Below are 14044 nucleotides of genomic sequence, written 5' to 3' on the forward strand. Positions count from 1 at the left end.
CCGAACAGCCAGATCGACGACCTGCTGCCTTGGGCCTACATCCGGGCGCCCGAGCTAAAGGCCGTGGCCTGAGAACAGCGCTTACTCTCAATCTTGGTGTGGCCGAGCAGAATTTGAATTGCGCGGAGATTCCCGGTGGCCTTATAAATGATGGAGGCCTTCGTACGACGAAGCGAATGGGTGCCATAATCCTCAGAGCGAAGGCCTATCGCCGAAACCCATTCTTCGACCAGGCGCGCATACTGCCTTGTACTCAAATGGCCGGCATGATCGACCCGGCTGGGAAAGGCAAAATCGTCGACCGTTCCACCTCTACGTTCGAGCCATGCAAGTAGGCTTGCTCGAGTGTCTGCCATCAGTTCGAATTGGACTGGCCTGCCAGTCTTTTGTTGCACAACCATGGCCCGGGTCCGAATCTCAGGGCCACTCACCAACGTGCCGATCTTAAGCTTCACTAGGTCGCAACCACGCAACTTGCTATCGATCGCAAGATCGAACAGCGCTCGGTCCCGTGATCGGCCTTCGCGGTCAAGAAAGAACCGGATTTCCCAAATCTGACGAACCTTCAGAGGCCGTTTGACGCCCACTCTCGTGCCTGCGTTCCAAGCGGAACGACCCCGTCCGGTGAGGTCATACTGCGAATGTCCCATATCGTTTCTCCTCTGGCCACTGTTGGCCAGAGCACGAACGTTCAGGAGAACAGGTAGGGGCCATCAGCGGAACGACGGCTTGCAGCTTCAAATCCAAGATACCGGACTCAATCTGGCGGGAGATTTTGCGCGGGTTGTCGGTTACGGATCAGAGGATGGTGGCAGCGACGGGTGCCGGCGCCGCATCGCGGGTGGAACGTCGCCTTAAAGAGACGACGTGTAGGCCCCATCATCCAGATAGATGTCAGAGAAGCGTTCCGCTGCGCGTATGATGGGTCCGGTATGGAGGGCATGAGACGTGCAACAAGCGGGCGCCTGTCCAATCTGCCGGACCAATGCCGGTCCGGTTGCACTGCGCGAAGGAGCATATAGCGGACGGCAGTGCGCGTGCGGGGTCATCTATATCGATCCGCTGCCGGCTCGTCTGGCGGACGCAACGATCGATCATCATCACCGCGTTTATTATTCCGCGCCGGCGCGTGCGCGGGTCGGCTGGGTGAAGGCATTTACGAGGCGTGGACGGCTGCTTGAGATTGGCTGCGGTGACGGCGAGTTCACGGCGGCGGCGATCCGGGCCGGTTTCACGGTCGAGGCGGTCGAGCCGTCCGACGAACGCGCCACGCGCGTTGAACGCACCCTCGGTATCAAAGTGGAGCGTGCGCTGATCGAGGACAGCCGTCTACCCGAAGGGCACTACGACACCACCTTCCATGTCGATCTGTTAAGCCACTTTCCCGATCCGGTCGCAGCGTTAAGGGCGATTGCGGCGAAGGTGGCGCCGGGAGGCACGGTGTGCTTCGAAGTCGGGCTGTTTTCCAATCTGTCGCCCTTCTGGCAGCGGCTTGTCGGGCGGCCGAACATGCCGACGCATATGTGGTTCTTCGATGCGCCGGCCATCGAACGTTTGCTGGACGCAGCCGGGCTGAGGCTGATCGCGATGCGACGCTATCCGGTAGGGCTTTCGACTGCGCTCAGTACAGTGCTGGGCAGCCGACGGGTCGCGGCCGCACCTGAGAGCAATGCTCCTCTCGCGCAGGGCTGGGCCGCCGCCCCCTACTACCGGCTGCACATGTTCCTGCGCTATGGGATAGGCCGGTGGCTCCCGATGGGAGGCCCGCAGACCGCGTTCGTGGCCGCACGGCACAAGACCGACGGCGCGTGATGCGCAAGGGACGCCGCATCATCGTCATCGTCACGGCGCTACCGCGCTGGATTTCCGATTTCAACCATGTCAGCACCGCCTTGGCCGAGGCTGGCCACGCCGTGGAAGTGTGGTCGCCGGACGACAACGGGCTCACCAGCGCCGGTTGGGATTCGAGGCCGGCGATCGATGCCGCACGCGATGCGTTGGCGCCTGGCGTCGCGACGCGGACCATGCCGTTCTCGCGCAATCGCGGGCGGCCGAGCCTCTTGCGGCTGGCGCGCACGAGCTTGATGGCGGCGCGCGCGGCGCTGTTCAGTCCGGGTAGTGTGTTCATCTTGTGGTCGGCGCTGTCGATCATGCTGGCCGGACCGTGGGTTCGACTGAGCAACCGGCATGCCATCTATCTGGTCACCGGACTTGGCGCGTGCTTCTCAGTGGCGCAGCGTGACAGCCTGACGACGCGGCTGATCTGTGTTGTCTATCGCGTCGTCTTCGCTAGCCGGCGCGCGATCGTTATCGTCCACAATCGCGAGGACAAGGCCGAACTGATCAAGCGCACCGGCGTCGCACCGGACCGCGTGATTGTCACCGGCGGCTGCGGCGTCATGCCGGAGGACTTCCCCTACAAGGAAGCGCGCGCGGTCGGCGCGCGGCCGACGATACTCGTCCCCGGGCGACTGTTGCGCGACAAGGGGGTGCTCGACGCGGCCGCCGCCTCAGGCATCCTGTCCGAGCGGGGCGTGGCGCATCGCATGGTGTTCACCTCGAACCCGATGAGCGGCCGCGCCGACGCGCTGACGGGTGCGGAACTGGCGCGTGCACGCTCCTATCCCGATGTGGCGTTTATTGGGTACCAGCCGAGCATAACCGCGCTATATGCCGGGGCGGACATCGCCTGCATCCCATCTTGGTATCGCGAGGGATTGCAGACCGCCTTGCTCGAGTCCGCGTCCTCGGGGTGCCCAATCGTCGCGTGCGACAATGTCGGGGTGCGCGACTTCCTGCGGCCCGAAATCGACGGACTGCTCGTGCCGCCGCACGCGCCAGCATCGCTCGCCGATGCGTTGGAGCGGATGATCCGCAACCCCAGCCTCGCTGACCGACTGCGGACCGCAGCATATGCGCGATTCTTGTCCGGCTTCACGCGTCAGCACATGGTGGAGACGACGCTGGCAGCGATGCGCCGCACTGGCATCGAGACAACTCGATGAGCGGGAGCGCATGGACCGGCCTGATCATGGCCGGCGGACAGGGCGAGCGCATGGCGCGCTCCGGCGTAGCCGGGCGCAAGCCTCTGGTCGAGGTCGGGGGCGTCAGCCTGCTCGAACGCAACATCTGGATGATGGCGCGCGGCGGATGCCGCCGCATTTTGATCGCACTGACCCGTGCCGATGCAGTGCGTGAGGCGGACAGGATCGCCGATTTCGCTGCGCGCGCGGCCGGCATCGGTGTGGTGTTAGCGCCCTTGATCGAGGAGGTGCCGCTGGGCAATTTCGGCGCAGCAACGATGCTGTTGGGCGATGCGAGTGACGTGCTTGTGGTCTATGCCGACAATCTTACCACGCTCGATCTGGCGGCGCTGGCCACAGCGCATCGAGCGTCCGGCGCGGCAATGACGCTGGCGGCACATGACGAGCCATTCCGCATGCCCTATGGTGCGCTCGAGGTGGATGCGAATAATCCCGACCTGCTTACCGCCTATCGCGAGAAGCCAGTCTATCCGATCCTGGTCGGCAGCGGGCTGGCAGTGGTGAGCGCTTCCGCATTGAGCAGCCTTCCGCAGGGCACGCCGCTCGGCCTGGTCGATGCCGCCAACTTGCTGATAGCTGATGGCGGGGTGGTGCGGCTGTATCGCCACCAAGCCTTATGGATCGACGTCAATGACGCCACAAAACTGGTCGACGCCGAAGCCTTGCTCATGCGCGATACCGCCTTCGAAGCATGGTGGCCGGGGGAGGTCACGCGCGAGATCCGCGTCGCGGGTGGCAATGCAAGCTATGTCTGCGACGCGATGACGGAAGCCGGCGTGCTGCGTGTCCATGTCGACCCTGCGTGTGCGCTCAGCGGTGACGAGTTGCCGGAGCCGATGCGTCGCCGCCTCGCCGCACGAGGGCACCGGGTGTGATCGGCATTACCGGCGCGAACGGCTTCATCGGCCGGGCGGTGCTGCGCCGGATTGGCGAGAATCCCTGCGTTGGGCATGTCGGTCCGATCGAAGGGGAAGCGGGAGCGATCGACATTTGCGACCAGCCAGCCCTGGAGGCGTTGTTCTCTGGGATCGACACTATTGTTCATCTTGCCGGGCCAAGTTCCGTTGCAGCTTCGTTCGATGCGCCCGCGGCATTCGCCCGTGCACATGTATTGGGCACTGCGACGTTGCTTGCCGCTGCAGAGCGTATCGGCGTGCAGCACTTCGTCTACGTGTCGTCGGCCGAGGTATACGGTCGCGTCGACCCAGCGTACGTATCAGAGAGCGCTCCGCTCCTGCCACTCTCGCCCTATGGCGCGGCAAAGGCGGCGGCAGAGCAACTCGTCTCGGGTGCGGTGCGTCGAGGAGCCTTGAGGTCGGCAGTCATTGTTCGGCCTTTCTCCGTCTACGGCCCGGGGATGGGCGCGAACGGGCTGGTCGGCCGGCTGGCGGCACTGGCGTATCTGCGACAGCCTATGCGCGTCTTCTCGGCCGATACGACGCGCGACTACGTGCATGTTGACGATCTGGCGCGGGGATTGCTGATGGCCGCAGCACGCGATGAGCCGGGCGCCCTCACGCTTAACCTGGCCTCCGGCACCGGGACCGACGTCGCCGCGCTCGCCGCCACCTTCGCCAGGATCAGCGGCGGGCCGGACACGTTGATCGTAGAGGAACAGGGCGACCGATCGCGCGCGCTCGACATCGCGCATCTCGTCGCCGACGTGTCGCTGGCGCGCGAGACGCTTGGCTGGCGGGCGGAGATCGCCCTGGCCGATGGGGTGCGCGATTGCCTGGGTGATATGGCGTGACGCGGACGATATTGGTCACCGGCGCGCAAGGGTTCATAGGCCGCTATCTAGTGCGCGCCTTGTGCGATTACGGCAATTGCCGGGTGGTCGGCGTTGGGCGCTCGCCGGACAATGCGACACACTTCACGCATAACATCCATCCCGGCGGTGCCGAGCGCGCCGCGCCGCTGCCAAACGCTCTGCTGCCCGACGGGCCGAACTATTCATATGTCGCAACCGACCTGTCGGATGCGGCCGCAACGGCGCGGCTGATCGCGGAAACGGCGCCGGACATCGTCTTCCATCTTGCCGGATCGCTGCGCGACGAACCGTTCGAACGCCTGGTGACCAACAACATTGTCGTTACGCGTCATCTCTGCGATGCGCTGGCGGCGCATCACGCGGTGCTGGTTCTAGGATCCTCCGGCTCGATCTATGGCGAACTCGGCGGTGGGGGCATGCCATTGGTCGAAACTGGCGCGACAGAGCCGATCGACCTATACGCCGCGACCAAGCGCACCAGCGAGGATATCGTGCGGATCGCAACGCGCGCGGGAAAGATCGATGGCCGCGTGGCGCGCATCTTCAACGTCGTCGGTCCGGGCCAGGAGGAGCGCCATATAGCCGGTCGCATCGCCAGCCAACTCACCGAGCTCAGGATGGGGCGCCGGGATGGCATCGCCCTAGGCCCGCTAACCGCATGGCGCGACTTTATCGATGTGCGCGACGTGGCCGATGCGCTGGTCGCGATCGGCCTCGCGGGGGCCGGAGAAATTTTCTACAACGTCGCCTCAGGGTCCGAGACGCAGATCGCCACAGTCTACGACGTGCTCGTCGCAGCGGCTGGGATTGCCTGTCCGGCGCTGACGCAATTGCCGGGACGGGCCGTGGATATCGGGCGGCAAGTCGTCGATGTCAGCCGGCTGCGCTCGCTCGGCTGGCAGCCTCGTGTCGATCTTGCGCAGAGTCTCGGCAACGTGATGCAGTATTATCTCGAACTGGCGACCAATGCGTGACTGTGGACACGGTCAACGGAAATGGGGCCTACTGCGAAGGCTGCGCCGTGTTGTGTGCCTTGAACACCGCGCGAAGGCTTAGTGCCTCTGGGCTGGTACTGCCCAGCTTGGTGTCCCCGTTCTGCGATCCCCACGCATAGGCAAAGTCGAATACAGGAGCGGGAGAGTAAGTGGCCCAGCGCGCGAATATCTGGTTCGCCTGGTCTGGTGTTGGCAGTCTATAAACGTCCATGGCAGCGCCGGTATAGGTCTTCCAGTTGCCGCCGCCGAAGGCCTGGAACACAGGCACAACTCTGTTAAGCGGGATGCCAGCGGCAACGGCCGCCTTGACCGTCCTGTCGATGAAATCCAGATCGAACGCTTTGCCGCGCACAGGATATGGATCGAGGCCGAAGAAATCGATCCCGGTGTTGGCGGGATTGAAGGTGTTCATGAAGCTGGGGGCTTCAAAAGACCCCATGTCCATCAGCGTAACAAACGTCACCGCCCCTGGGACATTGGCCTTGATCCAGTCGGCTTCGGCCTTGAGAGCCGCCGGGCTAACTGCCGGTGAATGATACTTGCCGGTGATGTCCGGCTCATCACAGAGGCGAAAACCGAACAGCTTCGGGTTGCCGATAAATCGCTTCACCTTGGCAATGAAGCGCGGCGTCACTCCGCCAGATTCGTCCAGCCATATCAGTCCCTTCATCCCGGGAGGGAGCGCATTGAGTTGCTCCACAGATTGTACGTCAGCGAGGTTGAAGCCCGCGGCCGCGATCGCAGCACCCGAGCCGCCAGAGGTGTAATGAAGGGTCTTGCCGCCCTCCTCAGCCGACAGTGCGGACTGGCCGTCAATCAAGATGATGAGCAATGCCGATACGCACAGTTTGCGCATGCCGACAATCCTTGAGCCATCAAAACAAGGACCAAGACTTTTGAGCGGCAGTCCTGAGCTTGTCAGCGCGACGCCAGTTCGCGGCTCGATGATCTGCGCCGCAGCGACCGGCTCAGAGACGATCCGCGTGACGAGACAGGCGGTTGCAAGCCGGTAGGCATTCGCGATGGTAAATTTCATTGTACAGCCGCCCATCTATCGCACGGAAGCAGAGACCGTGCCCTCCATCCCGGGGACACCGCTTTCACCTTCGCGACCAGCACCATCGGCGCAATCCCGGTCACCCGGTAACATCGACCTTATGATCAACGTCTTCAGTCGAGCGAGGTCGCGACGGATGCGAAATTCTGGCTCGACGCTATAGTCGCCCTCGAGTGTAAAGGATCTTGGCCTGCGTTGGCGCGCGAAGGCAGCAAACGTAAGTTCCAGCTCAGCCACACCGTCGCCTGGCGGAACACTCTTCTCGACCGACACCCCTACGGCATCCTTAATGTGGACATCCGGCGCGGCGACGTCAGCAAGTCGCGCCCACAGGGAGGCTGCGCAATGCCCATAGATAGCGGGATTTCCGGTGTCAAACTGTACGCTCACTCCCGGCTGGCCAACTGCCTGAAGAATCTGCAGTGTCCCTTCGGCGTCAAGCCCGCTTTCGTATGCCAAACTAATCCCCGCGGCCCGGGCGGGACCAGCTGCGAAACGCAGCACTTCGGCTGTTGTTGCCGCATCCTGTGGCGTACGAACGAGGCTCTGGCGAAAGCCGGGAATGATGATCTTGGGCACTCGCAGACGGCCTGCCACTCTAATCGCCTGCAAGATGCTTCGCCGGACCTCCAGCGCTTCCTCGCTACCCTTTGGCGACGTGAGGCCAAGATCGTTGAGCCGATTGATGGCGAGGGCGTTGATTGGAAGCGCAAAGCGGCGTGACGTTGTGTTGAAGGCCGCCAGGACTGCGACATCCGTGAGATCAGGCCCGCGGTTCGGGCCACCCAAGTCGACTTGAACGTGATCGAGACCCGCGGCGGCGGCGGTGCCAAAGCCGGCCAAGCCCCGATCCCCCACCTTCCACAACGCGACCCCGATTTGAGATCGATAGGCGCTCTGCGCGACAGTCAAATGCGCGTGGCTCGTCAAGGGATGTTCGCTCACGTTCACCACCTCCGGAAGTCGATCCCAAGCTTGGTCCAGGATCTAACTGGCGGATTGCCGACAGCGTCGCGCAGGGTGCGGATAGCTTCTTCCGGGTCTGCCATGATCGTAAGAAGGGGTCGATAGGTATCAGGGCGAGCGCTGAGGTCGAGCATGGCCCGGGTCACCGTCGCGTTGGAACAACCGCGGTGCCCCGTAATCGAGACCCGCTTTTGGCCGATGGTCTGGCACTGCTCGGTCAGCGGCCAACCGACGCGTCCGCCGGTGTTTCGTGCGCGGATTTCGCTGAGATTGACCCCCGGCAGACGCGGGTCTCGAAACTCAGATGGGAGACCTCCGAAGAGATGAAGGATGCCACCATTGCACAAGGCGTCGAGCCCGATAGTGAGGGCGGCCGCAACATCCTGCCGCGAGGAACATAAGATCACAGTGTCGAATGCTCCGTGCTCAATACCGGCCGTCCCTTTCGTCCCGGTGACGACGACGTCCCGAACCGAAGCGCAGACAGTGCCGAGCGCAATGCGAAGCAGTTGGCCGATCGTACCTTGCCCTACCGCCAACACACGGATCGGTTCCGCGACCTGCTTGAGAATGCCTCCGCAAGTCAGGACGGATGCGAGTGGCTCAGCGAGAATAGCGAGATCGGCAGCCAATTCTGTGGGCGATGGAACCACCTGGGACCTCCACCGAGCAGGCACAAGGAAGCGTTGCTGCATCATCCCATCGAGAGTGTGGCCGAGTTCGACGGGGCCGCAGCCTGGCGTCGGATTCACTGCGATCGTCGCACCCAACCAGTGCTGGTCCGCTTTCGCAGCCACTTCTTCAACAACCGCTACGCCCTCATGGCCAAGGACCCGCGCTGGATCTTCGCGCACGCCACGCAGAATCTGCAGGTCGGTCCCGCAGACGCCGGCAATGAGGGTCCGGCACACAAAATCGCCTGGTAGCGCTGCGAGTTTCCCGACCCGCTCCAGTCTTGGGGCTCCCTTGCCCGGCGGCCGCACCAGAGCGAGATGCGAATTCGATCCGGTCAAGCTGATCCGATCACCGGAAAACATGGATGCTTTGCCCTCCCTGCGCCATTTCGGCGAGATGGCCGGCACCGATAAGTCCAGACAGGTCCCCCGGAGCGACGATACGGAGCCGGCGGGCGAGGTAGGACGGATCGCATTCAGTGACCTGGAACAATCCGTGGTCGCGGAATTGCCGATCAAGGCTAGCCGAATAGGCTGGCTCGAGTGCATCCACCACACCCCCGGTCAGAACAATTGCATCAAGTAGCGGATCGTGCGTCAGCAGCACCGAGAAGATAAGTGCCAGCGGCCGAGTGATTGTAGCGAGAACCTCTAAGGCGAGAACATCACCTGCCGCCACTCCACGCGAGAACGCCGACAGTATCGCATCGTCGTCCCCGTCCCGTGCCGCGGCCATCGTCGAGGCCGCTAGGTCGTCAGGATAGTGGGGTGATAACTCCCGCAGCAGTTTCAACACGCCGCGTCCTGACGAATAGGCGTTCAGATGGTCGCATCCTCCGCAATCACAGGTAAATTTAAGACGCGTGCCGCGGAAGAAAGCTTCTACTTTGATATGGCCAATCTCGCCCTGTAGCCCATGTACGGGATCGACCGGCACACCGCCTCGTGCGAAATCGTAGAGCCTCGACCCGATTCCGGTGCTCACCGTGACGAACAGGATACGCGAATGCCTCTCGGGATCGCAGGTCCGTATGTAGGAGGCCAGTCCGGCCGTCACGTCATTCGCGATCATCCAGCCGATGTCCGGTCGAAGACGCGTCAACGCGCCCTGAAGTTCGAAGGATCCTGACCTTGGACCCCAGAGTGGGCCAGATTGCAGCACACGACCGTTTGAAGCGTTCACAGGTGCTCCCAGTGAGATCCCTGCATGCTTGATAACGGTTTTGCACTCCAGCTGCAGGCGGTTGGTCTCGGCCACCAGATAGGCTGCCAACGCTTCTTGAAGCTCGACGGGACTGTCGTGAGCAGTGTTGAGGTAGTTGATTGCACATCGTCGCGTCACTGGACCCAGCTGTCCATTTGTCCAAACGGCCGAACGAAAATGTGTGCCGCCGATATCAAAGACAGCAACTTCCCTATTGGACATTGCCGGTCTCGCATGGTTGGCCGTTGTTGGCAGCATTGCGCCAGGTCCGGAAAATTCGTGCAGCAGCATTCCGAACATTGTCGCAAGGCGTAATTTGATCGGCTTCGAGCGCTGCACCGATCGTGTACGGAGTTGGATCGTCGAGCGCTGCCAGGCACAATCGTTCGTGATGTTCGAACGCCGCGAGCCAGTCGCGGAATGGACCGTCCGCTGGTGCGGGATCAAGAATATCGATGCGGTCACCGAAGACGCGGGCTCGCCGCTCGTGAACGAGCGGGCCATCCACTGCAACGTTTATGGTAGCATCGTAGCGCTGCGCTCCGACGCGGGCGGCGACGAGCGGAACGACAGCTTGCGCATACCAAGGCATGTCGCGGTTTGCTATTTGCGCCGGGCATTGTGTAGGATTCGCGATCAGATCCCTGGCAATAGCATCTCGCAGAGACATGAGTGCGACCGCCCGACCCTTGCCGTGCGAAGATCTGCCGTCGAAAACAGCGAAGTATTTCGTCGGTATTGCACCAAGGCGCAGGACATCGTCCCGGTACATCTGCGTCGCGGCATCTGGGGCCGACCGGACGACACGCTGCAGGAGATCTTCCCCGTCACGGGTCCGGGCGACGGGGATAAAGCCTCTGTGATTGAGGCCTTCATAACTCCAGTAAAGTTCGCTCGGATCGATGCGCAGCGCCCCTGCGAAAGCCTGGAGTGTGGCGTGGGGAAGCTCGCAGATGCCGACCGCCGTCACGCCGCGTCGGAGCATCATGGCCGTCGTCAGGCTCAGCGGGTTGATCATGTTCACGACGAAAGCCCCGGGGCAGATTGTCTTCACGCGGATCGCGAGATCATCCACCGGCCGCATTTGGCGGAAGGCAGATAGCAGGCCGCAGGGTCCCAAAGTTTCGTCAGCGATGCATCCCAGTTCGCTTGCGAAGAGTTCGTCACTGGCCCTCGCCTCAAGCCCGCCGAAGCGCGTCTGGACAATCACGATCTCGGCATCGGTCAGGGCCGCATCGAGGTCCGTAGTAGATTTGACCGAGGTTCCAAATCCTCCGAGGCGGTGGCGGGCATAGTGTGCGACCGCATCGAGGTTTTGCACGTGGCGCCCTTGGAGGACTATCTCCCACTTGTGCAATTGGTGACTTAGCGCCTCGCTTGCCTCAATCGCATCGACGAGCGCCACCGTGAAGGGCGAACTGCCGCCGAGGACGCTGACCCGCGTCATCAGGACTGCCGGGGCGAGCCGACGGCCGCAGCGACGTTAGCGGCCTCCTCTTGGGGTATTGACCACCTGACCGCCAATTCCGGTCGTTCGCCGCCAAGAGCCTCACCAGTGGGGAACCGCCCCGCGTCAGGTCCGAGGTCGGCGAAGTCGAGGTGGAGATGTATGAGAGGCGAACGGCGCGATACTGTTGGTCCGTCCGCCCACAGCCGACCGAGAGGTGGACCGCCGTCGCTATAAGCTGAAATTCGCCCCGGACTAGGCCTTGAAATGAGGTACCCTGCGCTCATTGCACGCCAATCCTGACCAGATTTGCGTCGGCAGGAAGTTCCACCCCGTATCGAGCCGAGCCGCTGTTGGAAACAACGTCCTGCCAGCTCCGAGCGCGCAAGTAGGTCAGAACCTCAAGTATGAGCCCTGGCGGACACTGATCTTCCTGCTTGAGGAAGCGATAGCGGCCAATGTCGGTCGGCACCACCATATTGATATTGCCGCCTCGATGCTTGGCAGCGGCCCGGAACGATTTCGAGACCAAGTCTTCGTTCAGATGCTCGTGCCACACCGGCAAACCAACGGCGACCAGCAGGTCCACTATGCGCAAGGCCGTTTCCTCCTTGAGCCAACCAAGGTGCCAGCCGAGCACACTGGAAAAGGCGAGGTCGATCGCGACGGCAAAGCCGTGGTGGAGCTCGTAGTGGGTCGAAGCTTCAAGCGGGTGAGCGATCGTGTGACCCAAATCTACCGCCCTCTCGTACGATGTAGTCTCGAAGGGGTTTTTCGAAAGCTCTCCTAGCATGGCGGCGATGGCGCGCTCGATGGGCTCGTGAGCCAACACGTCGCCGTCAAGGAACCAGGACTCCAACCTATCTCCGCGAGCCTCTTCAATCATATGGAAGAGCTCAGTGTCGGAGGTGCAGGCAACCTTGATCATCTCGGCAACCCCCTGTCTGACGGTGTCAACGCCCAGGGTCTTAAGCAATGACGGGATCACCGCGACAGCTTCTGGTGGGTGGAAACAACCGAGGTAGTTCTTGCTTTCTCCGAAATTGACGCCACCTTTCAATCCGATTCCAGCATCGACCTGCCCAATCAAGGTCGTGGGGATGCGAAGGTGAGACAAACTCCGACGAAGCATCGAGGCCGCCAGCGTCACGATGTCTGAGCAGACGCCGCCCCCGATCGACACCAACGCACCCCGGCGATCGATCTCGACGTCAGAGGCTGCGCGACAAACGGTCAACACGGACTTCATGGTCTTCGTCCGCTCGGAGCAATTCAACACGAGCCACGACGGCTTCAGATCGACGCTTGCGAACGCTGCACGGATCGCGTTGCCGTACAGCCTGTCGACAGTCGGGGTGGTGACCGCCAGCAAGGTTCGATCGCGGGCATGAACGCCAATCCACTTGCAGAAATTTGATGAGTGCACACTCTCGAAAAGAGTGACATCGAAGGTGTGGTCACGGGAAGACCTAAGGGACATTTGCTCTTGGGTCGGTATCCACATGATCGAGCCCGAGGTTTATGCAGAACACCTAACCGGCATGCTTGAGAGCAAAGTCGTTCCGCGCCCTCTATCATGTACTGTCTATGAATCTATTCGGCTTCATCTGTTCGACCGATGCGCTGTCTGGTTGTAGATGAAAGTCACGATTGGCAGTCACTTCACCGGCCTGAGCGTTTGGGAGAATACAGACAACACTGGTCTGGAGGCCCCTGCTTTCGCCACTGGGCATCTGGAGGATCCACGATATCCATTGGAAGGTTAGGCGCGAACTCTGTACGGATCGCCGCGGTGTCCAAGCAGGGCTGTCGCCATCATCCGACAGCTGCTCCGGTGGAAATGTCTGCCTCCAGGCAGCGGCAAAAACGCCTGAATGACGACTATGCGGCGCATTGCAGACTGGCGGCTCTGGGCCGACAGCAGACCGTCCGCTGCTAGGGTACCCAGCACGCAAGCGGACATCTGAGACCTCGGTGCGAAGGTCCGGGATCAGGCCCATTGCGAACGTACAGGTTGGTTCCCATGTTGGCGCTGAAGCGCCTTACAGTTCAGTCTCGCGGCACATAGATCATGTGAACCGTATCGTCATCGATCAATGTACTCGACACCAGTTGCAGCGGAGGCCTTGCCTCGTGGAAGAAAGGCTTGCCCCTGCCGAGCACGAACGGCCTCACGTGCAGGTGATATTCCTCGATCAGGCCCAGCCTGGTCATAAGGCTGGCCAGTTCCGGACCGGAAACGCTCAGGGTACCGTCCGTGCGGGCCGCGATCTCGCGAATCTGCGTTTCAATATCGCCGGAGATGAGCGTGGCCTTCGGGCCGACCCCTGAAAGCGTGCGCGAAACGACCCATTTCGGCAGCTTGCGCCAGAGTGTCGCGAACTGGCGAAGCGAAGCATCCCATTCCGCGTGATCATCGTCCCAGTAGCGCATGACCTCGTACATCCGGCGGCCATACACAGCGCCGGCATGGTTGCGAATCGTCTCGATCCAGTAATCGAAGTGCTTCTGGCTTGGTGCGCCCATGACCAGATTTCCGGCAAGGTCATCGACATAGCCATCGATGGAGACGTTCATTCCCAAGATAAGTTTGCCCATGACCAGCCCCTTCTCATAGTGGGTTCACAGATTAAACTGCTTGTAGTTTGCAAGCGGTCAAACGCTATCGCAACTGTTTGCAAATCGCAAGCGGTATGGAAGGAAGCGTTCATGCCGCAAACGAGCCCTGCGTTGTCCCATCAACCTTACACTTGAACAGCTGGGTGACTGGTGGCCTATCCGCTGACAGGAAGAGCTGGCGAGTACAAGACATCCGCTACCGGCGCACAGATGCCGTCACGCAGAAAGCAATGTGGTGTCTGCTTTCGGGCAGAGGCAACGGCTGAC

13 protein-coding genes are annotated in these 14044 nt (G+C 61.8%); 5 read left to right on the forward strand and 8 right to left on the reverse strand.

What is annotated here, in order from left to right; all coding sequences use genetic code 11:
• Positions 1-35 precede the first annotated feature (35 nt).
• Positions 36-650 carry a tyrosine-type recombinase/integrase gene (locus NKG95_RS20735; protein ID WP_353042249.1) on the reverse strand — a complete coding sequence of 205 codons (615 nt, stop codon included), beginning with the start codon at positions 648-650 and terminating at the stop codon, positions 36-38.
• 298 nt (positions 651-948) lie between these two features.
• Between NKG95_RS20735 and NKG95_RS20740 the strand changes: the two genes are divergently transcribed.
• The 5 genes from NKG95_RS20740 to NKG95_RS20760 are packed head-to-tail and all read left to right on the forward strand — an operon-like array spanning position 949 to position 5789.
• Positions 949-1812, forward strand: a complete 864-nt coding sequence (locus tag NKG95_RS20740) for a class I SAM-dependent methyltransferase (RefSeq protein ID WP_353042251.1) — start codon at positions 949-951, stop codon at positions 1810-1812.
• Complete coding sequence (locus NKG95_RS20745; RefSeq protein WP_353042253.1) at positions 1812-3005, forward strand: glycosyltransferase; 1194 nt, start codon at positions 1812-1814, stop codon at positions 3003-3005. Before NKG95_RS20740 ends, NKG95_RS20745 begins: the two co-directional genes overlap by 1 nt.
• Positions 3002-3919 carry a nucleotidyltransferase family protein gene (locus NKG95_RS20750; RefSeq protein WP_353042255.1) on the forward strand — a complete coding sequence of 306 codons (918 nt, stop codon included), beginning with the start codon at positions 3002-3004 and terminating at the stop codon, positions 3917-3919. The genes NKG95_RS20745 and NKG95_RS20750 overlap by 4 nt, the downstream gene beginning before the upstream one ends.
• Positions 3916-4794, forward strand: coding sequence for an NAD-dependent epimerase/dehydratase family protein (locus tag NKG95_RS20755; protein ID WP_353042257.1), 879 nt, complete (start codon positions 3916-3918; stop codon positions 4792-4794). The genes NKG95_RS20750 and NKG95_RS20755 overlap by 4 nt, the downstream gene beginning before the upstream one ends.
• The gene (locus tag NKG95_RS20760; protein ID WP_353042259.1) at positions 4791-5789 is read left to right on the forward strand and encodes an NAD-dependent epimerase/dehydratase family protein; all 999 of its coding nucleotides are present in this window, start codon (positions 4791-4793) and stop codon (positions 5787-5789) included. Before NKG95_RS20755 ends, NKG95_RS20760 begins: the two co-directional genes overlap by 4 nt.
• 28 nt (positions 5790-5817) lie before the next feature.
• Here the strand turns inward: NKG95_RS20760 and NKG95_RS20765 are convergent, their stop codons facing one another.
• The 7 genes from NKG95_RS20765 to NKG95_RS20795 form a co-directional block, all read right to left on the reverse strand.
• The gene (locus tag NKG95_RS20765; RefSeq protein WP_353042261.1) at positions 5818-6846 is read right to left on the reverse strand and encodes a hypothetical protein; all 1029 of its coding nucleotides are present in this window, start codon (positions 6844-6846) and stop codon (positions 5818-5820) included.
• 15 nt (positions 6847-6861) lie between these two features.
• Positions 6862-7812 (reverse strand): sugar phosphate isomerase/epimerase family protein, encoded by a 951-nt coding sequence (locus tag NKG95_RS20770; protein WP_353042263.1) that lies wholly within the window; start codon positions 7810-7812, stop codon positions 6862-6864.
• A gap of 2 nt (positions 7813-7814) precedes the next feature.
• Positions 7815-8870, reverse strand: a complete 1056-nt coding sequence (locus NKG95_RS20775; protein ID WP_353042265.1) for an alcohol dehydrogenase catalytic domain-containing protein — start codon at positions 8868-8870, stop codon at positions 7815-7817.
• The gene (locus NKG95_RS20780; protein ID WP_353042267.1) at positions 8857-9933 is read right to left on the reverse strand and encodes an ROK family protein; all 1077 of its coding nucleotides are present in this window, start codon (positions 9931-9933) and stop codon (positions 8857-8859) included. The genes NKG95_RS20775 and NKG95_RS20780 overlap by 14 nt, the downstream gene beginning before the upstream one ends.
• The gene (locus tag NKG95_RS20785; protein WP_353042269.1) at positions 9923-11158 is read right to left on the reverse strand and encodes a family 4 glycosyl hydrolase; all 1236 of its coding nucleotides are present in this window, start codon (positions 11156-11158) and stop codon (positions 9923-9925) included. Before NKG95_RS20785 ends, NKG95_RS20780 begins: the two co-directional genes overlap by 11 nt.
• A gap of 283 nt (positions 11159-11441) precedes the next feature.
• Positions 11442-12530 carry a sedoheptulose 7-phosphate cyclase gene (locus NKG95_RS20790; RefSeq protein WP_353042271.1) on the reverse strand — a complete coding sequence of 363 codons (1089 nt, stop codon included), beginning with the start codon at positions 12528-12530 and terminating at the stop codon, positions 11442-11444.
• Between the two features lie 677 nt (positions 12531-13207).
• On the reverse strand, positions 13208-13756 hold the full coding sequence (locus tag NKG95_RS20795) for a dihydrofolate reductase family protein (RefSeq protein WP_353042273.1): 549 nt from the start codon (positions 13754-13756) through the stop codon (positions 13208-13210).
• Positions 13757-14044 lie beyond the last annotated feature (288 nt).

Source organism: Mesorhizobium sp. M1423, from assembly GCF_040317575.1.
Classification (GTDB): domain Bacteria; phylum Pseudomonadota; class Alphaproteobacteria; order Rhizobiales; family Rhizobiaceae; genus Mesorhizobium.